Origin of the sequence: Nocardioides conyzicola (assembly GCF_039543825.1) — a bacterium.
GTDB lineage: Bacteria > Actinomycetota > Actinomycetes > Propionibacteriales > Nocardioidaceae > Nocardioides > Nocardioides conyzicola.
Window position 1 is genome coordinate 274075 of the sequence record NZ_BAABKM010000005.1, and the last position, 26386, is coordinate 300460.

24 protein-coding genes are annotated in these 26386 nt (G+C 72.0%); 7 read left to right on the forward strand and 17 right to left on the reverse strand.

Annotation, left to right across the window (positions count from 1 at the left end; translation table 11 throughout):
• Window positions 1–8: 8 nt before the first annotated feature.
• The 3 genes from ABEA34_RS23000 (at window position 9) to ABEA34_RS23010 (ending at window position 4390) form a co-directional block, all read left to right on the forward strand.
• Window positions 9–1241 carry a PucR family transcriptional regulator gene (locus tag ABEA34_RS23000; RefSeq protein ID WP_345524091.1) on the forward strand — a complete coding sequence of 411 codons (1233 nt, stop codon included), beginning with the start codon at window positions 9–11 and terminating at the stop codon, window positions 1239–1241.
• 75 nt (window positions 1242–1316) lie between these two features.
• The gene (locus ABEA34_RS23005) at window positions 1317–3008 is read left to right on the forward strand and encodes a DUF3556 domain-containing protein (protein ID WP_345524092.1); all 1692 of its coding nucleotides are present in this window, start codon (window positions 1317–1319) and stop codon (window positions 3006–3008) included.
• Window positions 3005–4390, forward strand: coding sequence for a phytoene desaturase family protein (locus ABEA34_RS23010; RefSeq protein WP_345524093.1), 1386 nt, complete (start codon window positions 3005–3007; stop codon window positions 4388–4390). Before ABEA34_RS23005 ends, ABEA34_RS23010 begins: the two co-directional genes overlap by 4 nt.
• On the opposite strand, the gene ABEA34_RS23015 is transcribed toward ABEA34_RS23010, so the two are convergent.
• From ABEA34_RS23015 to ABEA34_RS23045, 7 genes are all read right to left on the reverse strand, one after another.
• Window positions 4380–4925, reverse strand: a complete 546-nt coding sequence (locus tag ABEA34_RS23015) for a hypothetical protein (RefSeq protein WP_345524094.1) — start codon at window positions 4923–4925, stop codon at window positions 4380–4382. The two genes, ABEA34_RS23010 and ABEA34_RS23015, sit on opposite strands and share 11 nt — an antisense overlap.
• A 36-nt stretch (window positions 4926–4961) precedes the next feature.
• On the reverse strand, window positions 4962–6224 hold the full coding sequence (locus ABEA34_RS23020) for a cytochrome P450 (RefSeq protein ID WP_345524095.1): 1263 nt from the start codon (window positions 6222–6224) through the stop codon (window positions 4962–4964).
• Window positions 6225–6266: 42 nt separating this feature from the next.
• Entirely contained in the window at window positions 6267–7517 is a 1251-nt protein-coding gene (locus ABEA34_RS23025) for a cytochrome P450 (protein ID WP_345524096.1), read from the reverse strand.
• Window positions 7518–7529: 12 nt separating this feature from the next.
• Window positions 7530–8987 carry an RNA polymerase sigma factor gene (locus ABEA34_RS23030; protein WP_345524097.1) on the reverse strand — a complete coding sequence of 486 codons (1458 nt, stop codon included), beginning with the start codon at window positions 8985–8987 and terminating at the stop codon, window positions 7530–7532.
• 134 nt (window positions 8988–9121) lie between these two features.
• Window positions 9122–9694, reverse strand: coding sequence for an HhH-GPD-type base excision DNA repair protein (locus ABEA34_RS23035; protein WP_345524098.1), 573 nt, complete (start codon window positions 9692–9694; stop codon window positions 9122–9124).
• 4 nt (window positions 9695–9698) lie between these two features.
• Window positions 9699–10091, reverse strand: coding sequence for a hypothetical protein (locus ABEA34_RS23040; RefSeq protein WP_345524099.1), 393 nt, complete (start codon window positions 10089–10091; stop codon window positions 9699–9701).
• A gap of 6 nt (window positions 10092–10097) precedes the next feature.
• The gene (locus tag ABEA34_RS23045) at window positions 10098–10499 is read right to left on the reverse strand and encodes a universal stress protein (protein ID WP_345524100.1); all 402 of its coding nucleotides are present in this window, start codon (window positions 10497–10499) and stop codon (window positions 10098–10100) included.
• 99 nt (window positions 10500–10598) lie between these two features.
• On the opposite strand from ABEA34_RS23045, the gene ABEA34_RS23050 reads away from it, so the two are divergent.
• On the forward strand, window positions 10599–11090 hold the full coding sequence (locus tag ABEA34_RS23050) for a hypothetical protein (RefSeq protein ID WP_345524101.1): 492 nt from the start codon (window positions 10599–10601) through the stop codon (window positions 11088–11090).
• A 9-nt stretch (window positions 11091–11099) separates the two neighbouring features.
• Here ABEA34_RS23050 and ABEA34_RS23055 read toward each other — a convergent pair whose 3' ends face one another.
• The 3 genes from ABEA34_RS23055 to ABEA34_RS23065 are packed head-to-tail and all read right to left on the reverse strand — an operon-like array spanning window position 11100 to window position 14705.
• On the reverse strand, window positions 11100–12563 hold the full coding sequence (locus tag ABEA34_RS23055) for a glutamate-cysteine ligase family protein (protein WP_345524102.1): 1464 nt from the start codon (window positions 12561–12563) through the stop codon (window positions 11100–11102).
• 9 nt (window positions 12564–12572) lie between these two features.
• Window positions 12573–13709 carry a carboxylate-amine ligase gene (locus tag ABEA34_RS23060; RefSeq protein WP_345524103.1) on the reverse strand — a complete coding sequence of 379 codons (1137 nt, stop codon included), beginning with the start codon at window positions 13707–13709 and terminating at the stop codon, window positions 12573–12575.
• Between the two features lie 21 nt (window positions 13710–13730).
• Window positions 13731–14705: a DUF4192 domain-containing protein gene (locus ABEA34_RS23065; protein WP_345524104.1), complete on the reverse strand. Its 975-nt coding sequence runs from the start codon at window positions 14703–14705 to the stop codon at window positions 13731–13733.
• Between the two features lie 135 nt (window positions 14706–14840).
• On the opposite strand from ABEA34_RS23065, the gene ABEA34_RS23070 reads away from it, so the two are divergent.
• Window positions 14841–16166 carry a DNA polymerase IV gene (locus ABEA34_RS23070; RefSeq protein ID WP_345524105.1) on the forward strand — a complete coding sequence of 442 codons (1326 nt, stop codon included), beginning with the start codon at window positions 14841–14843 and terminating at the stop codon, window positions 16164–16166.
• Here the strand turns inward: ABEA34_RS23070 and ABEA34_RS23075 are convergent.
• The 3 genes from ABEA34_RS23075 to ABEA34_RS23085 all read right to left on the reverse strand — a co-directional run bounded on the left by ABEA34_RS23075 (window position 16135) and on the right by ABEA34_RS23085 (window position 18706).
• Entirely contained in the window at window positions 16135–16971 is an 837-nt protein-coding gene (locus ABEA34_RS23075) for a 5-oxoprolinase subunit C family protein (RefSeq protein ID WP_345524106.1), read from the reverse strand. The genes ABEA34_RS23070 and ABEA34_RS23075 overlap by 32 nt on opposite strands.
• Window positions 16968–17561 carry a 5-oxoprolinase subunit B family protein gene (locus tag ABEA34_RS23080; protein WP_345524107.1) on the reverse strand — a complete coding sequence of 198 codons (594 nt, stop codon included), beginning with the start codon at window positions 17559–17561 and terminating at the stop codon, window positions 16968–16970. Before ABEA34_RS23080 ends, ABEA34_RS23075 begins: the two co-directional genes overlap by 4 nt.
• Window positions 17562–17992: 431 nt before the next feature.
• Window positions 17993–18706, reverse strand: coding sequence for a LamB/YcsF family protein (locus tag ABEA34_RS23085; protein ID WP_345524108.1), 714 nt, complete (start codon window positions 18704–18706; stop codon window positions 17993–17995).
• Between the two features lie 22 nt (window positions 18707–18728).
• Between ABEA34_RS23085 and ABEA34_RS23090 the strand changes: the two genes are divergently transcribed.
• Complete coding sequence (locus ABEA34_RS23090) at window positions 18729–20843, forward strand: S9 family peptidase (RefSeq protein ID WP_345524109.1); 2115 nt, start codon at window positions 18729–18731, stop codon at window positions 20841–20843.
• Window positions 20844–21026: 183 nt separating this feature from the next.
• Window positions 21027–21983, forward strand: a complete 957-nt coding sequence (locus tag ABEA34_RS23095) for a sigma-70 family RNA polymerase sigma factor (protein WP_345524110.1) — start codon at window positions 21027–21029, stop codon at window positions 21981–21983.
• 56 nt (window positions 21984–22039) lie between these two features.
• Here ABEA34_RS23095 and coaE read toward each other — a convergent pair whose 3' ends face one another.
• The 4 genes from coaE to ABEA34_RS23115 form a co-directional block, all read right to left on the reverse strand.
• Complete coding sequence (gene coaE, locus ABEA34_RS23100; protein ID WP_345524111.1) at window positions 22040–22630, reverse strand: dephospho-CoA kinase; 591 nt, start codon at window positions 22628–22630, stop codon at window positions 22040–22042.
• A 30-nt stretch (window positions 22631–22660) separates the two neighbouring features.
• Entirely contained in the window at window positions 22661–24856 is a 2196-nt protein-coding gene (locus ABEA34_RS23105) for a CocE/NonD family hydrolase (RefSeq protein ID WP_345524112.1), read from the reverse strand.
• Window positions 24857–25028: 172 nt separating this feature from the next.
• Window positions 25029–25844, reverse strand: a complete 816-nt coding sequence (locus ABEA34_RS23110) for an NAD-dependent epimerase/dehydratase family protein (protein ID WP_345524113.1) — start codon at window positions 25842–25844, stop codon at window positions 25029–25031.
• Complete coding sequence (locus tag ABEA34_RS23115) at window positions 25841–26305, reverse strand: MarR family winged helix-turn-helix transcriptional regulator (protein ID WP_345524115.1); 465 nt, start codon at window positions 26303–26305, stop codon at window positions 25841–25843. The genes ABEA34_RS23110 and ABEA34_RS23115 overlap by 4 nt, the downstream gene beginning before the upstream one ends.
• Between the last annotated feature and the right edge of the window lie 81 nt (window positions 26306–26386).

Genomic DNA, 26386 nt, shown 5'->3' on the forward strand with positions numbered 1-26386 from the left:
GTCCGCCCGTGGCCCCGGCAGTGGACGACCTCGTCTCGCGCACCGCCGCGGCCCTGGCCGGTGAGATGGAGGGCCTGGCCGACCACCTCGTCGGCCGGATGCTCCACGAGATCCCCGAGCTCGACGGCGACCCGGCGCTGGTCGAGCTCCTGCGGGTGAGCGTCACCGCCAACATCCGGATGGCCATGCAGCGCTTCGCGCTCGGCGAGCGCCGTCCCGACCAGCCCCCGGACTCGGCCGTCGAGTACGCCCGCCGGCTCGCCCAGCACGGCGTACCGGTCAGTGCCCTGCTCCGTGCCTACCGGCTGGGCCAGGCGGAGTGCCAGCAGCTGATGATCGAGGCCTTCGCCCGCGGCACCGACGACCCGGCGGCGATCGTCGCGGCGACCGTGGAGTTCTCGGCGGCCACGTTCGACTACATCGACGTCATCTCGGAGCAGGTCGTCCAGGCGCACCAGGACGAGCGCCGACGCTGGTTGCAGAGCAGCGCGGCCGCCCGGTCCGCCCAGGTCGCGACGGTGCTGGCGGGCGACGCCCTCGACCCCGGCCAGGCGGAGCGGCTGCTCGGCTACGGCCTCGGCCAGGCCCACCTCGGGCTGGTGCTGTGGTGCGACCCGCCACGTGGCGACGCGCTCGACCTCCTGGGCCGCGACGTCGCCCGGCTGGCGGCGGCCGCCGGCTGCCTGCGCGAGCCCCTGGTCGCGCCGGCCGACGCCGCCACCCTCTGGGCCTGGCTGCCGCTCCCCCGCGCCGGTGTCGACGTCCGGACCCTGACGACGGCCACCGCCGGCGTACGCGTCGCCGTCGGCGAGCCCGGAAGCGACGTCGACGGCTTCCGGTCCACCCACCGGCAGGCGCTCGCCGCCCGCGCGGTGGCGCTGGGGGCCGACGACCAGGCGCGCTCCGCGGTCACGACGTACGCCGAGGCCGGGCTGGTCGCGCTGCTGAGCACCGACGTCGCCGACGTGTCCGCCTGGGTGCAGGGCGTGCTCGGCGACCTCGCGCTCGACGACGCGGCGCACGAGCGGCTCCGGGAGACCGCCCGGGTGCTGCTCGCCCACCAGGGCAGCCACACCGCCGCGGCCGCGGAGCTGTCGCTGCACAGGAACACCGTCCAGTACCGCCAGCGCAGGGCCGAGGAGGCCCGCGGCCGCCCGCTCCGCGACGGCCGGCTCGACGTCGAGGTCGCCCTGCTGGTGTGTCACCTGCTCGGCCGCCGCGTGCTGCGACGTTTGGGCTGACAGCACAACGCGGCGCCCGAACTTCGGGTCCGCGGGCGGATCCGGGGTGACGGTCGCCACACCTACCGTCCGAGCATGGGATTCCTCCAGCCGAACCTCCCCGAGGTCGACGACGCCTGGCGCGCCGGCACCCGCGCCGAGCGGATGCGCCCGATGGCCCGCCACGTGGCCGAGATCGGCTTCGGCACGCCCGACGTCGTCTTCCTCGTCTACCTCGTCAAGATCGGCCTGTACGTCGCGGGCGGGCTCGCGTTCGCCCTGCTGACACCGGGCATCGACCAGGTCACCGCCGTCGGCGCCTTCCAGAAGGTGGTCCTCTGGACGCTGCTCTTCGAGGTCGTCGGGCTCGGCTGCGGCTTCGGCCCCCTCAACCTGCGGATGATGCCGCCGCTCGGGTCGTTCCTCTACTGGCTCCGGCCCGGCACCATCCGGCTGCCGCCGTGGCCGGGACGCGTCCCACTGACCCGCGGCACCCGGCGTACGCCCGTCGACGTCGCGTTGTACGCCGCCCTGCTGCTGACCACCCTGTGGGCGTTGGTGTCTCCCGGTCCGGTGGTCGAGCGGGAGCGGGTCGCCGCGATGCTCGTCGTGCTGGCCGTCGTCGGACTGCGGGACAAGACGATCTTCCTCGCCGCCCGCTCCGAGGTGTACGCCGCGCTCGCGGTCACCTTCCTCCTGACCGGCGCCGACGTGGTCGTGGCCGCCAAGCTGGTGATGCTGGCGATCTGGTGGGGCGCGGCGACCTCCAAGCTCAACCGGCACTTCCCGTTCGTCGTCCAGGCGATGATGAGCAACAGCCCGGTCCTGCGCTCGAAGCGGCTCAAGCACCTCTTCCACCGCGACTTCCCCGACGACCTGCGTCCCTCGCGGGTGGCGGCGACGTTGGCCCACGTCGGGACCGCCGTGGAGTACTCCGCGCCGCTCGTGCTCTTCGTCTCACACGGCGGCTGGGTGACGGCGGTGGCCGCGACGGTGATGATCTGCTTCCACCTGCAGATCCTCACCAGCTTCCCGATGGGCGTCCCGTTGGAGTGGAACGTCTTCATGATCTACGGGATCCTCACGCTCTTCGTCCACGACGCGGGGGTCGGCGTCGGCGACGTCACGACCTGGTGGCCGATCGTCCTGCTGATGACGGTCGTCGTCGGCACCGTCGTCGTCGGCAACCTGGCACCGCGCCTCGTCTCCTTCCTGCCCGGGATGCGCTACTACGCGGGCAACTGGGACACGTCGTACTGGTGCTTCACCGAGGCCGGGCTGGCCAGGCTCGACGCCGGCACCGTCAAGGCCTCGCTGCTCCCCCACCAGCAGCTGGAGAAGATCTACGGTCCGGAGGAGGCGGAGATCCCGCAGTTCATCGGCTACGCGTTCCGGGCCATGCACAGCCACGGACGGGCGCTCTTCTCGCTCATCCCGCGGGCCATCGGGTCCCGGCCCGAGAGCGACTACCGGGTCATCGAGGGGGAGCTGGTCGCCGGTGCCGTGCTCGGCTGGAACTTCGGCGACGGCCACCTCCACGACGAGCAGCTGATCGCGGCGCTCCAGGAACGCTGCGGCTTCGAGGACGGCGACGTCCGCGTGGTCCTGCTCGAGGCGCAGCCGATCCACCGGCAGCGGCAGCAGTACCGGCTCGTCGACGCCGCCATGGGCGAGCTCGAGCGCGGCTACGTCCTGGTCGCCGACATGTGCGAGCGCCAGCCCTGTGACACGGACCTGCCGGTGCACGTGACGTCCGGGTTGCGCCGTACGGCAGAGTCGGGGGCGTGAGCACCCCGGACGCGGTCGTCGTCGGCTCCGGCCCCAACGGGCTGGCCGCCGCGATCACGCTCGCCCAGGCAGGCCTGTCGGTCACCGTGCTCGAGGCCCGCGACACGATCGGCGGCGGCACCCGGACCGAGGAGCTGACCGTGCCGGGCGTGCTCCACGACGTCTGCTCGGCGATCCATCCCTTCGCCCTCGGCTCGCCGTACTTCTCCTCGTTGCCGCTCGCCGAGCACGGCCTGGTCTGGAAGCACCCGGAGGTCGCGCTCGCCCATCCGCTGGACGACGGCACCGCGGGCGTCATGCACCGGTCGATCGAGGAGACCGCGGCCGGGCTCGGTGCGGACGGCTCCCGCTGGCGCGGGGTGTTCGGGCCGCTGGTCGACCGCTTCGAGCCCCTCGCCGACGAGGCGCTGGGGCCGATCGTGCATCTCCCGTCGCACCCGTTCGTGCTCGGCCGGTTCGGGCTGCGTGCCGCGCTGCCGGCGACGATGCTCGGCCGGAGGTTCCGCACCGATGCCGCCCGCGCGCTCTTCGCCGGCTGCGCCGCGCACATCAGCCGGCCCCTGGACCGCCCGCTGACCTCGTCGGTCGGCACGATGCTCATCGTCGCCGGGCACCGCCACGGCTGGCCGGTGGCCGAGGGCGGCTCGCGGGCCATCACGGACGCGCTGGCGAGCCTGCTGCGCTCGCTCGGCGGCACGATCGAGACGGGGGTCCGGGTGACGTCGCTCGCCGACCTCCCGCCGTCGCGGGTCCGGCTCTTCGACACCAGCCCGACCGGCTTCGCCGACATCGCCGGGCTGAAGCAGCCCCGGTGGCGCTACGGCTACTCGGCGTACAAGCTCGACCTCGCCGTCGAGGGCGGCGTGCCCTGGACCGCGGAGGCCTGCCGCCGGGCCGGCACCGTCCACCTGGGCGGCACCCTGGAGCAGATCGCGGCGGCCGAGGCCGACGTGGCCCGCGGCCGGATGCCCGAGCGGCCCTACGTCCTGGTCGGGCAGCAGTACCTCGCCGACCCCACCCGCTCCGCCGGCGACGTGCACCCGGTGTGGGCCTACGCCCACGTGCCGCACGGGTACGACGGCGACGCGACCGAGCTCGTCCTCGCCCAGCTCGAGCGGTTCGCGCCCGGCACCCGCGAGCGGGTCGTCGGGATGCACGTGACCGACCCGGCCGGCTTCGCGGCGTACAACGCCAACTACGTGGGCGGCGACATCGCGTCCGGCGCCACGACGGTGCGGCAGCTGGTCGCCCGCCCACGGATCCGCGACCCTTACGCCACCGCGGTCCCGGGCGCCTACCTGTGCTCGGCCTCGACTCCCCCGGGCCCTGGTGTGCACGGCATGTGCGGGCACCTGGCCGCCCAGCGAGCGCTCAGGAGCTGACGAGCCAGGCCGTGTACGACCGCGGAGCGCCGAGCCAGTCGACCATCGGGTGCGAGGCATCCCAGTCGTCACGCATCTTGACCCCGATCCGGATGCTCTCGGGCGAGCCGATGCAGGTCCGGGCGGTCGCGAGGGTGAGCCGGTCCGCGGCGTAGTCGAGCCGCACCTGGTGCGGGCAGGTCAGCGGCTCTCCGACGACCTTGCCGTGGCGCACGCGCATCAGCTGGTAGTCCATGCCGGCCTGGAGGCCGGTGCTCAGCCGGTACTCGGCGCCGGCCCGGTCCGCGCGCGTGTCGATCGCGATCGTCAGACCTGCCGGCCCGCCGGTCGAGCGCCGGCGCAGGTCGGTGAACCCCACCTTCACCACCAGCCGGGTGGTCCGGTGGTCAGGGGTCACGGCACGGATGTCGGTCAGCGAGCCGGTGGTGTCGGCGGGGTCGCCGTACCGCACCTTCTCGGCGCTCGCCGGCCCGGCGAGCAGGCCGACGGCGAGCGCGGCGGCGAGGACAGTGGCGACAGAATTCCCGAGCTTCATGTCCTTCAGACTCCTCGACTGCCCCGATGGTTGCAATCAGGCGCGGACCGGCAGGCTCGACGGGCCGCGCACCAGGGGCACGGCGCGCATCCGGGCAGGCCCCGCGCGGCGCAGCCGCGGCATCCGCTGCGCCAGGGCCTGGAGTGCGACCGTGCCCTCGAGCTCGGCGATCGGACGGCCCACGCAGCGGTGGATGCCGCTCGAGAACGCCAGGTGGTCGAAGACGTCGGGGCGCGCGATGTCGAAGTCGTCCGGGCGCCGGAAGACCTCCGGGTCCCGGTTGGCGCCGCCGATCAGCACGTTGACCCACTGCCCGCGCCGGATCGGCTGCCCGGCGATCTCGGTGTCGTCAAAGGAGACGCGCCCGGTGCGCTGGACCGGTGCGTCGAAGCGGAGCGACTCCTGCACCGCCGCGCCTGCGAGCGCCGGGTCGGCGACGACCGCGGCCCACTGGTCGGGGTGGTCCAGCAGGGCGTTGACCGTGTTGCCGAGCAGGTTGACGGTCGTCTCGAACCCGGCGATCAGCAGCATCCGGCACAGCGGGACCAGCTCGACGGCGCGGAGCTCCGAGTCGCCCTCCCCCTCGACGGCGAGGAGAGCGCTGATCAGGTCGTCGCCGGGGTCGGCCCGGCGCTGCTCGATGACCTCCTCGAAGACGTGGACCATCCTGGAGGCCGCCACCATCACGTCGCGGGCCTGCCGCAGCGATCGGAAGCCCGCCGCCGCGCCGCCGAGCGTCTCGCCGTACGACGCCAGGGCGGCGCCCGCTGCGGGCGAGACGCCCAGCAGCTCGCTGATCACCGCCACCGGAAGCGGCCCGGCCAGGGCCGGCATCACGTCGAACGGCCCGTCCGCGGGGACGTCGTCGAGCAGGCGGTCGACGGTCCGCTCGATCATCCCGGTGAATTCGGCCAGGCGACGGGCGCTGAGCGCGGGCGCGATCAGCCGGCGCAGGCGGGTGTGGTCGGGCGGGTTGCGGGTGAGCACCGACCGGTCGAGCGCCGGCGCGGGCCGCGGGGCGCCCTCCGGCTCCACGCCGAAGCGCCGATCGCGCAGCACCTGCTTGCAGACGGCGTGGTTGGCCGTCGCCAGGTGACCCGTGGGCGTCGAGACGAACGGCCCGGTGGCGCGGATCCGGTCGTAGATCGGGTAGGGATCACCGGCACCGACGGCGCTCAGCCGGGCGAACTCGTTGCGGCGCACGTGCACGTCGACCAGCCCGCGCACGCGGCCGCCGTACAGCGTGGCGGCGAAGCCTGCTGCCTGACGCAGCTGCGCCGCGCGCCCGCCCCGCGTCATGGCTGGATCGTAGCGATTGAAACGTGAAGCGAGTGGGCCGGGTCAGCCCACCCGGACCGGCAGGCTCAGCGGGCCGCGGATCAGTGTCGCGTTGCGTCGTCGTACGGCGCCCGCGCGGCGCAGCCCCGGCATCCGCTCGGCCAGCGCGCGCAACGCGACGGTCGCCTCGAGCTCGGCCAGCGGGCGGCCGACGCAGTGGTGGATGCCGCTGGAGAACGCCAGGTGGTCGGCGCCGTCGGTGCGCGTGAGGTCGAAGGTGTGCGGGTCGCGGAAGACCGCCGGATCGCGGTTGGCGCCGCCGATCAGGACGTTGATCCACTGCCCGCGGCGTACGGCGTGCCCCGCGATCTCGACGTCGTCCCACGACGCGCGAGCGGTGCGGTGCACCGGGGGGTCGTAGCGCAGGGTCTCCTGCACCGCCGCTCCCGCCAGGTTCGGGTCGGCCACCAGCAGCGACCACTGGTCCGGGTGGTCGAGCAGTGCGTTGACGGCGTTGCCGATCAGGTTGACCGTGGTCTCGAAGCCGGCGATCAGCAGCAGCGCGCACAACGGGGCCATCTCGTCCGGCCGCACCTGCTCGCCCTCGGCCGCGACCAGCGCCGTGATCAGGTCGTCGCGGGGCTCGCGCCGGCGCAGCTCGAAGAGCTGGTCGAACATCAGGTCCAGGTCGCGACCGGCCGTCATCACCTCCTGCGCGTGGCGGAGCGACCGCAGCCCCGACAGCGCGCTGCCGAGCGCCATGCCGTAGCGGGTGAAGGTGGCGTGGTCGGCGTCGGGGATGCCGAGCAGGTCGGTGATCATCGCGATCGGGAGCGGGGACGCGAGCGCCGGGACCAGGTCGAAGGTGCCTTGCCCGTCGACGTCGTCGAGCAGCCCGCCCACCGTCTTCTCGACCGCGGCCCGGAAGTCCGTCATCCGGCGGGGGCTGAAGGCCGGCGCGACCAGGCGTCGCAGGCGGGTGTGGTCGGGCGGGTTGCGATCGAGGAAGGACAGGTCGAAGTCCGCCGGCGGCTCCTGGCCCTCGGGCTGGACGCCGAAGCGCCGGCTCCGCAGGACCTCCTTGCAGATCGCGTGGTCGGCGGTCGTGAGGTTGCCCTGCGGGGTGGCGAGGAAGGGCCCGTGGGCACGGATCTGCTCGTAGATCGGGTACGGGTCGTCCCGGCCCGGGGCGAGCTGGAGCCGGGCGAACGCGTTGCGGCGTACGTACCCGTCGACGACGAGGCCCGCCCGCTCGCCGTACAGGCGGGACGCGAAACGGGCCGCACTGCGCAGCTGCGCGGTACGGCCCGTCATCGGTGTCGCGGGTCAGTCGAGGTAGTCGCGCAGGACCTGCGAGCGCGACGGGTGCCGCAGCTTCGACATGGTCTTCGACTCGATCTGGCGGATCCGCTCGCGGGTCACGCCGTACACCTTGCCGATCTCGTCGAGGGTCTTCGGCTGGCCGTCGGTCAGGCCGAAGCGCATGCTCACGACCCCGGCCTCGCGCTCGGAGAGCGTGTCGAGGACGGCGTGCAGCTGCTCCTGGAGGAGCGTGAACGACACCGCGTCGGCCGGGACGATCGCCTCGGAGTCCTCGATCAGGTCGCCGAACTCCGAGTCGCCGTCCTCACCGAGCGGGGTGTGCAGCGAGATGGGCTCGCGGCCGTACTTCTGGACCTCGATGACCTTCTCGGGGGTCATGTCGAGCTCCTTGGCGAGCTCCTCCGGGGTGGGCTCGCGGCCCAGGTCCTGGAGCATCTGGCGCTGCACGCGGGCCAGCTTGTTGATGACCTCGACCATGTGCACGGGAATCCGGATGGTGCGGGCCTGGTCGGCCATCGCGCGGGTGATGGCCTGACGGATCCACCAGGTGGCGTACGTCGAGAACTTGTAGCCCTTGGTGTAGTCGAACTTCTCGACCGCGCGGATCAGACCGAGGTTGCCCTCCTGGATCAGGTCCAGGAAGAGCATGCCGCGGCCGGTATAGCGCTTGGCGAGCGAGACGACGAGCCGCAGGTTGGCCTCGAGGAGGTGGTTCTTCGCGCGCTTGCCGTCCTCGGCGATCCACTCGTACTCCTCGTGGACCTTCGGGGTCATCTTGACGCCCTTGGCGAGCCGCTCCTCCGCGAAGAGGCCGGCCTCGATCCGCTTGGCGAGCTCGACCTCCATCTCGGCGTTGAGGAGGGGGACCTTGCCGATCTGCTTCAGGTAGTCCTTGACCGGGTCGGCGGTCGCGCCGGCGACCATGACCTGCTGCTCGGGCTCGTCGGTGTCGTCAGCCGCCGAGACGACGAACGTGGCGGACTTCTCGTCCTCCTCGATCGTGGGGTCGGCCTTGACGTCCTTCTCGAACTGCTCGTCCGGGACGTCGGGGAGGATCTTCTTGCCGTCGGCGCCGATCACGGCCTCCGCGACGACGACCTCGACCACGGCCTCGCCGTCGGCGGGGGCGGCGGTCTTCTTCGCGGCCGCCTTCTTGGCGGGCGCGGCCTTCTTGGCGGGGGCGGCCTTGGTCGCCTTCGCCGTCGTCGTCTTGCGGGTCGATGTCGCCGCCACCGCACGGGTTGTCGTCACCGGCAGGTGCACGGAGATCCCGAGCGAGCTCAGGTGGCCGAGCAGCGCCTTGAGATGACGGGGGTCGATCGCCGCGTCCTCACTGGCCTGTCGAACCTCTTCAGGGGTGAGGGAACCGGTCGGCGTCCCCCGCTCGATGAGAGCAACGACGGCCGGGTGGGTCAGCACTTCGGCGGGGAGCAGCTTGCGCGCGTTCGAGGACACGAACACCTCTCGTCAACGACGGTCAAAACAGGTCTTGGGCGCGGCCCGTCCCGGAGACGTCAAGAGCCGCGTTGAACATTCTGCCACGCAGGCCCAACGATTCCGGCAACCGGGCCGGACTGGTCCGGTCCTGGGGCGGATCAGCCCGCCTGCGCCTTGGCCTCGGCCTTCTTCTGCTTCTTGAAGTCGCGGACCTTCTGCAGGCTCGCGCCGTCGACCACGTCGGCCACCGAGCGGTAGCCGTCCTCGGCGTATGCACCGACCGCGGCCTCCCAGCCCTCGGGCCGTACGTCGAGCTGCTTGGCCACCAGGGCCACGAAGATCTGCGCCTTCTGCTTGCCGAACCCCGGCAGGGCCTGCATCCGGTTGAGGAAGTCCTTGCCGTCGGTCGCCTCGGTCCAGATCCGCTCCGCGTGGCCGGCGTACTCGTCCTCGACGATCTTGGCGAGCTCCTGCAGCCGCGCGGCCATGGAGCCCGGGAAGCGGTGGATCGCCGGCGGCGTCGAGCAGAGGGCCGTGAACTCCTCGGGGTCGGCCGCCGCGATCCGCGCCGGGTCGAGCGTCCCGAACCGGTCGAGCACCTTCGCCGGACCGCGGAACGCGTGCTCCATCGGGTACTGCTGGTCGAGCATCATCCCGACCAGCAGCGCGAACGGGTCGTCGGTCAGGACCTGGTCGGCTGCGGGGTCGCCGGTGATGTGGATCGTGGCCATGGGCTCATCTTGCCGCAGAGGTCGAGCCGAGCGAACCCACTCGAGCGGCCGGCGTCCCGGATGCCGGGCACACCCAGCACGCCACGCCGTCGACGGCGCGGGCGGTCATCGGGTGCGTCGTGGGGTGCTCCGGACAGATCGGCCAGTTCGAGGCCGTTCCGCCGATGCTCTCCACGACCTGCTCCTGCACCTGGTCGGCCACGGAGACTCGCTGCTCGAGCTCCGGGTCCGGGAGCCAGACCGAGACGCCGGCTCCAGTCCCGTCCGGGGCACGGAGGAAGGCAGAGGGTTGGTTGACGTCGTCGCTCCAGTCGGAGTCTTCGACGACCAAGGCCAGCGTCGTGGTGCAGACGTCATCCAGCACCGGAGTGAGAGCGGCCCTCAGCGCGTCGTGCACGAGGCCTCAGTCGGCCTTGACCGCCAGCACCGGGCAGTGCGCGTCGAGGAGGATCCGCTGGGCGTTGCTGCCGAGGATGAGCTTGCCGACCGGTGAGCGGCGGCGCAGGCCGATCACGATGAGCTCGGCCTGGCTGGACTCGGCGATGCTGATCAGGTCCTCGGCGGGCTCGAAGCCGCGGACGAGCTGACGGATCTCGTAGAGCACGCCGGTGCCGTCGAGGATGGCGCGCACGGCGTTCATCTCGCGGTCGGTCTGGGTGGACGCGTCCTGGTCGAACTCGGCACCGCCGCGCTGGGAGTTGACGACCACGAGGCTGGCCGACCGGAGCTTCGCCTCCGCGACCGCCGTGCGCAGCGCGGCCTCGCCCTCGGGCTTGGGCACGTAACCCACGACGACGGTTCCCATCGGACCTCCCACGCTCGGTGCTGCCGGCTGCCGGGCCTCCGAGAGACCCACCGGCACCGTAGCCGATCCGGCGACGAGGACGCAGCCTGTGGAGAGGCCGTGCGCGGCACCCGGGGTCAGGTCAGGCTGGGGGCGGCCCGGACGGAGGTGGTGACGATCGAGGGCATCCAGGAGCCGCTGACCCGACCGCTGCACACGGTGCTGCGGCGGGCGGTCGCCGACCATGCCGCCCGTGAGCCGCGCCGCGTCCACCCGCCGCTCCTCCACGTCGGCTGGCCGGGCGGGCCGGAGGACGTCTTCGCAGTCCCCCCGGACGAGCAGCTCGACCATGCCCTGCGCAGCGACGTCGTCGCGGCGCTGCTGCACACCGCCCGACGGCACGCGCCGGTCACCGGCGCGGTCCCGCTGCTCTGGCTTACCCGCTCGGGCGTGCTCGAGGTGGGCGACCTCGACCTCGCGTGGGTGCGGGCGGTCCGCACGGCCGGCGCCGAGGCCGCGGTGGAGCTGACGCTCGTGGTCGTCACCCGCAAGGGCTGGTTCGACCCGCGGTCCGGCGTACGACGGGAGTGGAAGCGGCTGCGGACCCGCTGAGTGGGTGGCTCAGTCCCAGGTGTGCGCGGGCTCGTTGGTGTGCATGCGCTCGCGGTAGTCGAGCAGGCTCGCCCGCAGCGCGTCGTACCGGTCCCGGTTGCCCTCGGCCTGCACCCGCTGCACGAACCACTCGGCGCCGTTGGTGCTGAGCAGGCAGCGCTGCTCGATGATGCCGAGCAGGCGGTCCGACTCCTCCTGCGAGGCGCCCCACGAGGCGAGGCCCTCGCGGGCCATGGGGAGCAGCCGCCGCAGCACGAGCTCGGTCGCGCGCACCTGGCCGACGCCGGGCCAGTAGATGTGGGCGTCGATGCCCTGGCGGGCGGCGACGTGGAAGTTCTCCTCCGCCGCGCTGAAGGACATCTGTGACCACAGCGGCCGCTCGCTCTCGACGAGCGCGCGGACCAGCCCGAAGTAGAACGCCGCGTTGGCGATGGTGTCCGCGACCGTCGGGCCGGCCGCCAGGAGGCGGTTCTCGACCCGCAGGTGCGGCACTCCCCCGGCGACGTCGTAGACCGGGCGGTTCCAGCGGTAGATGGTCCCGTTGTGCAGCCGCAGCTCCGCGAGCTTGGGGGTGCCGCCCGCCTCGAGGACCTCCAGCGGGTCCTCGTCGTCGGAGACCGGGAGCAGAGCCGGGAAGTAACGGACGTTCTCCTCGAACAGGTCGAAGACCGAGGTGATCCACCGCTCGCCGAACCAGACCCGCGGCCGGACGCCCTGTGCCTTCAGCTCCTCGCTGCGGGTGTCGGTCGCCTGCTCGAAGAGCGGGATCCGGGTCTCGCGCCACAGCTCCTTGCCCAGGAGGTACGGCGAGTTCGCGGCCACCGCCACCTGCACGGCCGCGATCGCCTGCGAGGCGTTCCAGTACGCCGCGAACTGGTCCGGGGACGTCTGCACGTGGAACTGGGTGCTCGTGCAGGCCGCCTCGGGCACGATCGAGTCGGCGGTCGTGCGCAGCCGCTCGGTGCCGTCGATCGCGATCGTGATGTCCTCGCCGCGGGCGTTGAGGATCTGCTCGCTGAGCAGCTTGTAGCGCGGGTTGGCGCTCAGGCTGTCCAGGCCCATGTGCCCCTCGGCGAGGGTCGGCAGGATCCCGATCATCACCATGTGGGCGCCGATCTCCGCCGACTTCTGCTCGGCGTCGTTGAGGCTGCGTCGCAGGCTCTCCTCGAACGTCGTCAGGCCGCCGTCGCGGATCTTCGCCGGGGCACCGTTGATCTCGATGTTGAACTGCCCGAGCTCGGTCTGGAAGTCCGGCGAGGCGATCGCCTCGAGCGCCTCGGCGTTCTTGAGCGCCGGGTCGCCGGCCTCGTCGACCAGGTTGAGCTCGACCTCGAGCCCGGTCATCGGGTCGTCGGTGTCAAACCGCTCCTCGCGCAGCATCCGGGCGAAGACGTCGAGGTTGCGGCGCACCTTCTCCCGGTGGCGCGTGCGGTCAGCGCGGGAGAACTCCTGAGCATCTACCTCTTCGCCCATGTGCAGACCCTAGGGCCTGTCCGGGCGGGTCCAGGAGCCCTCGGTGCGAGCAACGAGGTCGTCGACCACCGCGACGAGGGTGCCACTGCGCTCGAACGCAGCCCGCTGACGCGTCGCTCCGTTGTCGCTGACGCAGCGTTCGAGCAGGTCGCGGAGCCGGTCCAGGTCACCTGCGGCCTCCAGCGCCGGGCGCACCGTCTGGACCAACGCCTCGACGACCACGCGGGCCGGACGCAGGCCTCCCGCGGTCGGATCGACCAGCGTGTCGGACATCCCGAACCGCGCCGCCCGCCACTGGGCGGCCCGCAACGTCTCGGCCCGCCAGCGTGGGAACTGCCGGCCGGCCCGGTCATCGTGCGCGGCGGTCTCGACGAGGGCACGCACCAGCGCGACGATGCCCAGCGCGATGCCGGGGTCGGTGCAGACATCGCACACCCGCACCTCGACGGTGGGTTGACCGACGGACAGCCGGGCGTCGAAGTACAGCATCCCCGCGTCCCGGGCCGCCCCGGTCTCGATCAGCATCCGGGTCACCTCGGCGTACCCCTCGACCGACCCGAACTGCTCGGTCGGACCCGCGCTCGGCCAGCGGGACCAGACCTGCGACCGCCAGGAGGCGTAGCCGGAGTCCCGGCCGTCCACGAACGGCGAGTTGGTGCTCAGGGCGAGCAGGACCGGCAGCCACGGCGCGATCCGGTCGATCACGGCCACCCCCTCCTCGTCGGAGGCGACCTCGGTGTGCACGTGCATGCCGCAGGTCCCACCGGTGCGGGCCACCTCCCCGAAGGTGTCGACCATGGCGCGGTAGCGGTCGTTGGAGGTCACCACGGACCGGTGACCGCCCAGCGGCACGATCCCGCAGGCTCCCGTCCGGAGCTCGGAGGCCCGCGCCGCCTGCCCCGCCGTACGCCGCGCCGCCAGCAGCTGGGTCAGCACGGTGTCGAGATCGGTCTCGGGGTCGGTCCTGGTCTCCAGCTGGTGCCGGAACAGCTCCTGGTCGAGCTCGTCGGTGGCCGCCCGGGGCACCTGCCGCCCGTGCCCGTGCTCGCGGAACTCCTTGAGCACCGACGGGGCCGCGGCGGCGACCTCCCGGGTCGCGGGGTCGAAGAGCAGCAGCTCCTCCTCGACCCCGACCGTCCGCGTCACGTCGGAGCACTACCCGGTGCGTCAGACGGCCATGCCCGCCGTCCAGTCGAAGCCTCCTTCCCAGGTGTCCGGCGGTACGGCGCGGGTGAGCACCTCGGCCACCAGCCCGGCCAGCGAGTAGCCCGGGTCGGCCTCGACGCACCGGTCGACCGCGCACCAGGCGAGCGCCCCCTGCCCGGCCTGCCAGGCGGCGAACGCCAGCAGCGCTGCCGGTGCCGCGACCATCGGGTCCGGTGCCCGCCGGACCACGTCGGTCCAGAAGGTGACGTGCTCCCGCGCTCGCTCGCGGCACAGCGGCGACCAGGCGGCGTCGCGGACCCGGAGGTCGAGCATCCCGCGCAGCAGGCGAGCGACCTCGGCGTCCGCGGGCGCCGTGCGGTCCCGCACGTGGCGCAGGACCAGGTCCCGCGCCCAGGCCCCCTCCTCGAGCGCGGGCGCGGGGTCCCCCGTGAGCGCCGCGAGGGCCGGCACCACCCGGGCCACGAGGTCGCGGTCGGCCGTCAGCGTCGCGGCGAGGCGCTCCCTCGAGGCATGCACCACGCGACCGTCGTAGACCGCCTGCGCGGCGAACGGGTGCGCGGACAGGTCGTAGGGCACCCCGTCGGCGGGCACGCCGGCGCGGCCGGGCACCGGCGACCACCGGCGCCCGTCGGTCAGCAGGCCGTCGATCACCGCCACGCCGGACCGCTCGAACGCACGAGCCGTCATCCGCAGCGCCTTCTCGGCGAACCGGTCACGGTCGCTGTAGGCGACGAGGAACACCCGTGGGACGCGCTGCCGGCACGCCGGGTCGACGAGCAGGCCGGCCATCTCGGCGACCTGGTCGAGCTCGTCCGGCAGGTCGACGCGAGCGTGGAACGGCGGGTCGCTGCCGAACGTGAGCATGACGAGCGACTCCGTCGGCTCGAAGCCGAGGACGACAGGCACCACGGCGAGGATGTCCTCAGGGGTGCGGGCGGTCAGGGTCGTGGTGGGGCTGGTCGGGTGTGCGGTCATGCGACGACGCTCCCCGCCGTCGCCGACGATGACGACGGCCTGCGGACGGGCCTGTGGAGACCCCGCGAGGAGGCTCGCCTGTGCACGGAAGGTGGGCCGTCGGGAGCTGTCGGACGCCCGCGATAGGTTGCCGAGGTGCGAGCGGTTGCGTCGGTGCTGCACCTCGACCTCGACGCGTTCTTCGCGGCGGTCGAGCAGCGCGACAAGCCCTCTCTGCGCGGCAAGCCCGTCATCGTGGGCGGCGTCGGCGGCCGCGGGGTGGTCTCGACGGCGTCGTACGAGGCCCGCACGTACGGCGTCCGCTCGGCGATGTCGATGCGCGAGGCCCGGTCGCGGTGCCCGCACGCGGCCTTCCTCTCCGGCCGGTTCCACGCCTATCGCTCGACCAGTGACCAGGTGATGCTGCTGCTGCGCTCGATCTCGCCGCTGGTCGAGCCGTTGTCGCTCGACGAGGCGTTCGTGGACCTCGCGGCTGCCGACACCGACGTCCATCCGGGACTGAGCGACCTGTCGCTGCCGAGCGTGACCGCGTTCGCCGAGGAGCTGCGGACCCGGCTGACCGAGGTGACCGGCGGGTTGACGGCGTCCGTGGGGATCGGCACCTCCAAGTTCATCGCGAAGGTCGCCAGCGACCTCGACAAGCCCGACGGACTGGTGGTCGTCCCGCCCGGCACCGAGCAGGACCTGCTCCGCCCGATGAGCGTCGCCGTCATCCCCGGGGTCGGGCCGGCGACCAGCGAACGGCTCCGACGGGTGGGCGTGCAGACCGTCGCCGACCTCGAGCAGCTCAGCGAGGAGGAGCTCGTCCGCGAGCTGGGCAAGGCGAGCGGCCACTGGCTCTACGCGCTCGCCCGTGCGCGGGACGACCGTCCGGTGGTCGCCGAGCGGGAGGCCAAGTCGGTCAGCGTCGAGGGCACCTACGACCACGACCTGACCGACCGCAGCCTGATGGAGCACCTGCTGACCCGCCAGGCCGGCGACGTCGCGAAGCGGCTGCGCAAGAGCGGCCTGTCGGGGCGCACCATCACGATCAAGGTCCGGATGCACGACTTCACCACGTTGAGCCGGTCGACGACGCTCGCCTCCCCCACCGACACCGCGTCGACGATCGCCCGGCTCGCCCGAGGGCTCCTCGCCGACCTCGACACCTCCGGCGGGGTGCGCCTGCTCGGCGTCGGCGTCTCCGGACTCGCCGACTGGGTCCAGGAGGACCTCTTCGGCGAGACGACCGAGGACGAGGAGGAGCTGCCGGAGATCGACGTGCCGCACCACTCCCGTCGCACCTGGGCTCCCGGCATGGACGTCGTGCACGCCGAGATGGGCCAGGGCTGGGTGTGGGGATCGGGCCGCGGCGTGGTGACCGTCCGGTTCGAGACCGCCGAGACGCCCGCCGGGCCGGTGCGCAGCTATGCCGAGGACGACCCGGCGCTCACCCCGTGGAGCCCGCCCGCGCCGGAGTGAACCGGACCTCGTCGCCCGGTCGCAGCTGCGCGCACTGCCACAGGTCCTCCTCCTCGACGACCGCCAGCACCGGGTAGCCACCGGTCGGCGGGTGGTCGGCGAGGAACACGATCGGTACGCCGCTCGGCGGCACCTGCACCGCACCGAGCACCATGCCCTCGCTGGCGAGCTCGTCCTGGCGCCGCCGCGGGAGCGCCGGGCCGTCGAGGCGCAGCCCGATCCGGTTGGAGTCCGCGCTCACGACGTACGGCGTCGCGCAGAGCCGGTCGAGCGCGTCGTCGTCGAACCAGTCGGCTCGCGGGCCGACGCGCACCCGCAGCGGGCCGCGGCGCGGAGGTCGCGGGGTGTCGACCGACCGCGGGCTCCCGGTCGGATCCCCCACCGGCAGCACCGCGCCGGGCTGGACCCGGGGCGGTCCGACCCAGGCCAGGGTGTCGGTCGACCGGGAGCCGAGCACGGGCGGCACCGCGATCCCGCCCGCGACGGCGACGTAGCTGCGCACCCCCGTCGACGGGGTCGGCACGCGGAGGGTCGCTCCGGCCGCGAGCCACTCGGCGCTGGCGTGGGCACGGTCGGCGCCGGTGACGGCGACCCAGCACCCGCCGTGGGCGCGCAGCTCGAGGCCGCCGAGCACGACCTCGAGCACCGCGGCGTCGGGGTCGTTGCCGACGATCCGGTTGGCGAGCGCCGCCGCCGGTGCGTCCAGGGCGCCCGCCCGAGGGACGCCGAGGTGGGCCAGGCCCGGGCGACCCCGGTCCTGGACGGTCACCATCGGCCCGGTGGCAAGCACGTGGAGGGAGGTCATCGCGGGACGAACACCACCCGGGTGCCGGGCGGCAGCAGCGCCGGGCGGTCGCGCTCCGGGTCCCACAGGGTCGCGTCGGTCCGGCCGAGCAGCCGCCACCCACCCGGCGACGCGGTCGGGTAGACGCCGCACCAGCCGCCGGCGAGGCCCACGGAGCCGGCCGGGACCCGGGCGCGCGGCGACTCCAGGCGGGGTACGGCGAGCTCCGGGGGCAGGCCGGACAGGTACGAGAAGCCGGGCGCGAAGCCGCAGAACGCCGCGACGTACTCGACCGCGGCGTGCCGGGCCACGACACCGTCGCGGTCGGTCCCCCACGCCTCGGCCACGAACGCCAGGTCGGGCCCGTCGTACACGACCGGCACCTCGACCCGGTCGCCGGCGGGGAGCTCCCCGGACGGTCTCCACCCACGGAGCCGGGCCGCCAGCGCGACCGGGTCGTCCACCCCGTCGAAGAGCACGGTCCGTGCGGCCGGGACGACCTCGACCGCGGCCACCCGCGCGCTCCGGGCCCACGTCGCGAGGTCGAGCGCCTCGGCGGCGTCGGCGACCTCGGCGAGGACCGCCGAGCGGCCGACGGGATGAAGGTGCACGGTGGACAGTCTGGTGCAGTTCACACAGACGTCATACGTACGGCGTTGCGCGGTGCGTCGAACGCCGCAACCATGGGAAATGGATGAAGGGCCCCCGGTGGTATGAGCACCAGGGGCCCTTCGCTTCGACCGGCTCGGTGACGTCCGGTCGACCGGGCTCTCCCCGCGATCCCGTCCGCCCCGTCACCGGGCCGACGCCGCGAGTTGCCTCGCGGTGCGGATCGTGGTTCCTGTCCGATCCCCAGCTCCCCGTTGCCGGTGATCTGGTGAGGAGAGTTCTACGTGGTCCGGGTCACACCCCGCAAGAGGGTGCCGGGACTCTCCGGCGGTCCCACAACCTCGTCCACAGCTCGGTGCCTGTCATCCACAACGGGAGCGCGCTCTCCACAGCCGCTGGTCCAGACCTGTGGGCAGAGCTGTGGATGAGACTCCTACAGCCCCGCCAGCACCAGACCAGCAGCGACCAGCCCCCGGCGTACGGCGGCCGCGTGCTCGACCGCGCCCGGGCTGTCCCCGTGCAGGCACAGCGAGTCGACCGTCGGGGCCAGCGCGAGGGCCTGGGCCACGATCCGGTCCTCCTCGGTGACCAGCGCCCCGGGCTCCGAGCGCGGCACCAGCCGACCGTCGGCCGTGTAGCCGCGGTCGGGAAAGCCCTCGTGGAGCACGGGTCGACCGGCCGCCTCGGCCAGCGTGAGCAGGTGCCCGGGCATGCCCAGCACGGGCAGGCCCCGCCCGTCCAGGACGGAGCCGTCCAGCACCGCCTGCGCCTGCTCCTCGTCGTCGAGCACCCGGTGGTAGAGCGCACCGTGCGGCTTGAGGTAGCGCACCGACGTGCCGGCGGCGGCCGCGATCCCCGCGAGGGTGCCGACCTGGTCGGCGACCTGGTCGCGCAGCACGGCGTACGCGACGTCCAGGGGGACGCGCCCGAAGCCCGGCCGGTCGGCGTACGAGACCTGCGCGCCGACCGAGACGCCGAGCCGCGCCGCCTCGTCGCACACCGACCGCATGATCGCGGGACTGCCGGCGTGGTAGCCGCACGCCACGTTGGCGCTGGTGACGACCGCGAGCAGGGCGGCGTCGTCGGTGACCTCCTCGCCGAGGTCGGCGTTGAGGTCGATGGTCCGGCTGCCGGGAGGGCCGTGCATGCCCCGACGCTATCGTCGCGACATGCAGCCTCCCGTCGCCGACAGGCGACCCACCAGCACCGAGATCCACGGCCACACCCGCACCGACGACTACGAGTGGCTGCGCGAGAAGGAGTCGCCGGAGGTCACCGCGTACCTCGAGGCCGAGAACGCCTGGACCCAGGAGCGGACCGCGCACCTCGCCGACCTCCGGCAGGCCATCTTCGACGGCATCAAGGCCCGCACCCGCGAGACCGACCTGTCCGTGCCGACCCGCAACCGCGGGTTCTGGTACTACGGCCGCTCCTTCGAGGGCAAGGAGTACGGCGCCAGCTGCCGCGTCCCGGTCGTCGACCCCGACGACTGGACTCCCCCGAAGCCCGCCGAGGACACCGCGCCCGACCAGCCGGCGCTGCCCGGCGAGCAGGTGCTGCTCGACCTCGACACGCTCGCCCAGGGCCACGAGTTCTTCTCCCTCGGCGGGTCGTCCGTCAGCCCCGACGCGAACCTGCTCGCCTACGCCGTCGACGTGGTCGGCGACGAGCGCTACACGATCCGGGTGAAGGACCTGACGACCGGAGAGCTCCTCGCCGACGAGATCGTCGGCGTCATCGGCGGCGCCACCTGGGACCGCGCGGGCGAGAACTTCTACTACACGACCATCGACGACTCCTGGCGCGCCGACAAGATCTGGCGGCACCGGCTCGGCACCGCCCAGGACGAGGACGAGCTGGTCCACCACGAGACCGACGGCCGCTTCTGGGTCGGCGTGGGCCGCACCCGCACCGACCGCTTCCTGGTGATCGCCTCGGGCTCGAAGACCACGAGCGAGTACCGCTTCCTCGATGCCGACGCCCCCGAGGCCGGCTGGCGGGTCTTCGCCGAGCGCGTCGAGGGCGTGGAGTACTCCCTCGACCACGCCGTCATCGCCGGCGAGGACGTCTTCCTGGTGATGCACAACCACACGGGCGCCGACTTCGAGCTGGCCACCGCCCCCGTCGCGCCGACCCCGGCGGCCGACTGGCGGCCGCTGATCGCCCACACCTCCGCCGTACGCCTCGAGGACGTGGACGCGTTCGCCGGCCACCTCGTCGTGCACCAGCGGAGCGAGGGACTGACCCAGCTGCGCATCCTCGAGCTCGGCGAGCAGGGCGTGACCGACGACTACCTCGTGGAGTTCGACCACGAGATCTACACGGTCGGCTCGTCCGGCAACCCGGGCTTCCACCAGCCCGTCGTCCGCCTCGGCTACACGACCATGGCGGTGCCGGCGTCGGTCTACGACTACGACGTGCGCAGCCGGTCGCTAACGCTCCTGCGGCGGGCGCCGGTGCTCGGCGGGTACGACGCCGACGACTACGAGGAGCACCGGCTCTGGGCGACGGCCGAGGACGGCGCCGCGGTGCCGATCTCGATCGTGGCCCGCAAGGGCCGCACCGGCCCCGTCCCGACGCTGCTCTACGGGTACGGCGCCTACGAGGCCTCGATGGACCCCTACTTCTCGATCGCGCGGCTCGCGCTGCTCGACCGCGGCGCGGCGTTCGCGATCGCCCACGTGCGCGGCGGCGGCGAGATGGGGCGGCACTGGTACGACGACGGCAAGCTCTTCGCCAAGCAGAACACGTTCTCCGACTTCAATGCCTGCGCGCGGCACCTCGTCGAGGCCGGCTGGACGACCGCCGACACGCTCGTCGCCGAGGGCGGCAGCGCCGGCGGCCTGCTGATGGGCGCGATCGCCAACCAGGCGCCGGAGCAGTACGCCGGGATCGTCGCGGCGGTGCCCTTCGTGGACGCGCTGACGACCATGCTCGACGCGACGCTCCCGCTGACCGTGACCGAGTACGACGAGTGGGGCAACCCCGAGGCGGACCCGGCGGTCTACGACTACATGGCGTCGTACGCGCCGTACGACAACGTCGCGGCGGTGGACTATCCACCGATCCTGGCCGAGACCTCGCTCAACGACACCCGCGTGCTCTACGTCGAGCCCGCCAAGTGGGTGGCGAAGCTGCGGGCGACGGCGGTCGGGCGGCGGGACTTCCTGCTGCGCACGGAGATGTCGGCCGGCCACGGCGGGGTGTCGGGCCGCTACAAGTCGTGGCACGACCGGGCGTTCACGCTCGCCTGGATCCTGGACCGGATGGGCCTGGCCGAGTAGCCGGCCGGGGGCTTCCCCTGAGAAGTCCCTGAGAGTACGCCGCCCAGGCAACTCCCGGGACGTCTCACACGTCGTCACTATTGAAGGTTCACGTTTGCCGAGGGAATCCAAAGGTCACCGTGGACGTTGTTGAGGATGTGTGGGGACGCAATGGCGTCGTCCACTGAAGAAGGAGGGCGTCACATGGCTACTCGTACCGCTCCAGCCCGAACGCGCGAGATCGAAGGCCGCGACAGCGTCGGCCTCTACCTCGATGAGATCGCCCGCAACCCGCTGCTCGACGCCGAGTCCGAGGTCGAGCTCTCGAAGACGATCGAGGCCGGCCTGATGGCCGAGCACCTGCTCGCTCAGGGGCGGGTCGGCCGCAAGAAGGGCGGCGCGCCGATGTCGGCCACCCAGGACGAGCTCGAGTGGCTCGCCGAGGAGGGTCGCCAGGCCGTCAAGACCTTCATCAACGCCAACCTGCGGCTGGTCGTGTCGATCGCCCGCAAGTACGGCCGGGCGCAGATGCCGATGCTGGACCTGATCCAGGAGGGCAACACCGGCCTGATCCGTGCGGTCGAGAAGTTCGACTACACCAAGGGCTACAAGTTCTCGACGTACGCCACCTGGTGGGTGCGTCAGGCGATCACCCGCGGCATCGCGCAGCAGGCCCGCGTCGTCCGGCTCCCCGTGCACGTCGTCGAGGAGCTCAACCAGGTCGGTGGCGCCCGCCGCACCCTCGAGCGTCAGCTCGGCCGGGACCCCGACCCGCAGGAGATCGCCAACGAGCTCGGGATGAGCCTCGAGCGCGTGCTCGACCTGATGGCCTGGGGCCGCGAGCACGTCAGCCTGGACTCGCCGATCGACGAGGACGGCGACACCTCGCTCGGTGACCTGATGGCCCAGGAGACCACGCCCGGTCCCGACCTGTCGGTGCTCGACGTCGAGTCGCGCGAGCGGCTCAACTCGCTGGTCGGTCAGCTCGACGACCGTGCCGCCGACATCATCCGGTCGCGCTACGGCCTGGTCGACGGCCGGCAGCACAAGCTGGCCGACATCGGCCTCAAGCACGGCATCTCCGCCGAGCGGGTCCGGCAGCTGGAGCGCGAGGCGCTCCAGAAGCTCCGCCGCCTCGGCGACCCCGACCTGGCTGCCTAAAGCGGCAGCCAGCCGCTCGACCCCGTCCGACGTATTCGGGCGGGGTCGAGACCATTTCAGGCCGCCGCGACCAGCTCGGCGTACACCGCCTCGACGCGGGCGCGCAGCTCCTCGCGGGTGCCGGTGTTGACGATCAGGTACGTCGCGATCGCGCGCCGCTGCTCGGGGGTCGCCTGCGACGCGATCCGGGACTCGGCGTCCTGCCGGGTCCAGCCCCGGTCGCGCAGCATGCGCTCGACCTGCACCTCCGCCGGCGTCTCGACGACGATCACGGCGTCGAACGTGTCGGCGCGGCCCGACTCGGCGAGCAGCGGGATGTCGTGGACGACGACCCCGTCGGCTGGGGCGGAGGCCTCCAGCGCGGCGTACCTCTCGAAGATCAGCGGGTGCACGATGCTCTCGAGCAGCTTGCGCTTGGCCTCGTCGTTGAAGACGATCTGGCCGACCTTCGCGCGGTCCATCGCGCCGTCCGGCAGCAGGATCTCCGGCCCGAACGCCTCGACCACCTGGTCCAGCCCGGGGGTGCCCTTCTCGACCACCTCGCGGGCGAGCACGTCGCCGTCGATGATCACCGCACCGAGCTCGGCCAGGATCGCGGACACCGTGCTCTTGCCCGAGGCGATGCCTCCGGTCAGTCCCACTCGCATGGGCTCATCCTGCCCGACGTGCCTGACGGACTAGTCGAGGTACGTCCGGCACGGCTGGCTGCGCAGCGAGCCGCACGCCGGCGGCGCCTTCCTGGGCACGGCGACACCCGCCACCAGCGGCAGCACGATCCGGGACCGGTGGACCCGGTCGGTCGCGACCTGGACCCGCTCACCGTGGGCGATCGTGTCGAACGCCCACGTCGGCCGGGCACCACCCGGGGCGTCGAGCGTGATCCGGATCCGCGAGCCCTTGCGGAAGGGCTGCGCGAACGGGAAGAGCTCGAGCCGGACCCGGGTGAACTTCGTCCGCGACAGGGGGCTCGCGTCGGCCTCGCGGTTGGTGTGCACCGGCGAGATCGGCGTGGACTTCGCCCGGTCGAGCTTGCGGTGGCTCGCCCGGAGCCAGCCCGACTGCACGTAGACCTCCTTGCCGCTGGGTCGCACCTCGCTGATGGTCACCTCGAGGTCAGTGTCGCTGGCGTTGGGCGTGCGGACCCAGAGGTCCGCGGAGCCGGTGCCGATCGACACGACGGTCTTCTTCAGCGGCGGCGTGATCCAGCCGAGGCCCTTGCCCTTCGGGATCTGCTTCCAGTGGTACGACGGCTGCGCGGCCCAGATCGAGCCCGGGCCGTCGAACGTCGTCGTCGGCAGCGCCGACGGGTCGGCGCGGTAGCTGCGCTGGCGGGCCTTGCTCGGGGCGAGCTTCGATGGCTTCGCCGTGAGCTTGCCTCCGGGCGAGAGGAACCAGGCGGTCGCCTTGGCCCGTGCGATCGGCCACGACTTGAAGGACTTCTCGAAGCGCGGCAACGGCGAGCCGGGGTCCTGCCCGTCGGCGGCACCCTCCTCGAAGAGGATCCGGATCGGGTCCTGGCGCTGGAACTTCTTGAGGGCCTGCGCGTAGCTCAGGCCGGAGTAGTCGAGGCCCTTCGGCATCTGGAGACCCTTGACGCCGGTGATCCCGTCCGCGACCAGAGGCCCGACGAACGCCTTGACGCCCGTGGGCGTGCGGCGGCCGACGTACAGGTCGAGGAAGTCGGCGTAGCGGTCGAGGACTCCGAGGCTCAGCGACTCCGTGTGCGAGCCGTTGGTCATCGTCGCGTAGAGGTGCGGCGACGACGTGAAGTCGTCGAGCATCGCCGGGAAGTGGCCACCGGTCTGCTCGTCCTGCCACGCGCCGGCCAGGAAGACAGGGACGTTGATCTTGTGCACGAACAGCGCCGGCGAGATCGGGTCGCCGATCTTCTTCGTGTAGAAGGGGTTGTCCTGGATCAGGTCCAGGGAGCTGGGGTTCTGCAGGCGGAGCGCCTGGTTGTCCGCGCAGGTCGTGTCGCCGCCGTCGACCTGGCCCTGCTCCCAGCCCTGGCCGTAGGGCTTGGCGGACTCGTCACGCTCGGTGGCCCACGGCACGGCGAAGCCGGTGTTGAGGATGCCGCCCGGGTAGAGCGTGCCCTGGTACGTGTCGTCGATGACGGACAGCGGCGAGATCGCGGACAGGTGCGGCGGCTGCGTCTGCGCGACGTACAGCTGCTCGATCCCGGGGTAGGAGATGCCGACCATGCCGACCTTGTGGAACTTCGCCCACGACTGGGCGGCGACGGTCTCGATCACGTCGTAGCCGTCGAGGCTCTGGACCGGCTCGAAGTTGCGGAACGAGCCGCCCGAGCATCCGGTGCCACGGATGTTCACGCCGACGTACGCGTAACCGAGGGCCGTGTAGATCTGCGCCATCCGGGTGTTGGCCGGGTTGCTCGGGTCGTAGCCGGAGTACTCGACCACGGTCGGGTACGGCGCGCTGCCCGACGACGGAAGCACCACGTTGGCCGAGAGCGTCGTGCCGTCGCGGGTGGTGATGTAGTCGCGCCCGGCCTCGAGGGTCTGGGCGTCGTAGAACGACTGGGCCGGCGCGGGGTCGTCGTAGTCCGTCACCGTCGCGGTGTGCTCCTCGTTGGAGCCGTTCGTCGACCGGACCGTGTAGGCGCCCGGGTCCAGCTCACGCCACGCGAAGCTGCCGGCCGTGTCGACGGTCCCGGTCCCGACGACCGCGCCGCCCTTGACCAGCTCGAGCCCCTGGCTCGGCGTCGCACCCAGCACGTAGAGCTGGTTGATACTCCCCCGCACCGCGAACGGCGGCGCGTCCGCCGTCGCGGTGTTCGTCGCTGCCAGGGCTCCAGCGACCAGTGCCAGCAGGGCGATCGCGGCGAGTGACGTCCGTCTCAGAGAGCGCATGACCGGATCGTGCCACAGCGGACGATCATCGGCCGGAGAACGGCGCGGTCGCTTCGTTGGTGCTGGCCACGGGAGGCGTGCTTGCGGGTGGGCTGAAGGTCTTTTCGTCGCGTACGTGACCTTGAGCGACGGAGTGTGCCTGACGAGCGGGATCGTAGTTGAGTGAGCGTGGTCAGAGCTTGCCTTCGCGGATGGCTTGGTAGGCGGTGGCGATGTTGGGTTGGAAGCCGAGGCTCCTCGCGAGGGAGATGTCCATGTGGCCCAGCCATGGGTTGGTCAACGGGTCGCCTGAGGAGTCGTAGGTGCCGCCGACGATCTGGGTCATCTCGTATGCGGTGAGTGGCGACTCGTCCGCAATGTTGACGGTGCGGCCATCCATGACGCCCGTCAACGCGAGCTCGAGCGCTGTCGCGATGTCTTCGTGGTGGATGACGCTGAGCTTGCGTGCCGGGTGCCAGCCCATGGTGGCGAGCTGGGCTGGTGCGGCTTCCAAATGCCCGTCCCCGTCGCCGTACACGAACGGGAAGCGCAGGACCGCCCAGTTCAGCCCGCTGCCGCGAAGCTCTCGTTCGGCCTCTATCTTGCTCGCTGGATAGGCGTGCGTCGCGGTCGTCTCGTCGGTCTCTCGGCCGGGATGCGTGAGCTCGGGCCCATAGACGTTGGAGGTGCTCGCCATCAGGAAGCGTGCTTGCGGACTGTGTTCCTTCACGGCGGCGATTAGGTTGCGTGTCCCGTCGAGGTTGACCTTCCAGATCTGCGCTTCGTCGGCGGTGCGGAAGAGTGCCGCCAGATGGATGATGGCCGTCACGCCGATGGCGGCAGCGGCAAGCGTGTCCGGGTGCAGGATGTCTCCTTCCACCCGTTCAACTCCTTCAGGTACGTCCTTGCCGGCGCGTACCAGCGCTCGGCAGTCGATCCCCGTTTCTGCGAAACGCTTGAGGAGCCGTGACCCGATCAGACCCGTCCCTCCCGTGATCAAGATCGTCATGTCTGGCTGTGCTCCTTCTTGTAGTCGATCAGTCGTTGGGTGGCTTCGCTGAGCACGCGCCTGGTCGTAGCGACGTCGGCTTCATCGACCCCGTCGAAAGCGACAGATGCGATGAGCTGGATCGGATCTGGGATCGTCTTCCAAAGTTCGGTACCAGCAGCCGTGATGTGCAGGACCTTCTGGCGCTGGTCGGTTGCATCAGCCGTCTGGTCGATCAGCCTCTTGCGAACCAGGGCGCCGACGATGGTGCTGAGCGTCGCTCGCTCGACCTCGAGCAGACGTGTCAGGTCGCGCTGGTTCATCGGCCCGTTGATGGCAAGCAGGTGCAGGACGTACCACTGCGTGTGGCCGAGGTCGTACGGACGGAGCACGGACTCCATCAGCGCTCGACTCGCCAAGAAGTACTTCTTGGCCCAGGCTCCGGCCGCGTCCAGGTCGGGACCCTCAAATTGGTTAGGCACCTTACTAGTCTGTCAGGCGCCTAACGAATAGACAACTCGGAGGTGCGCTCCCGCGTCGAGTCAACGATTGGACGTCTTACC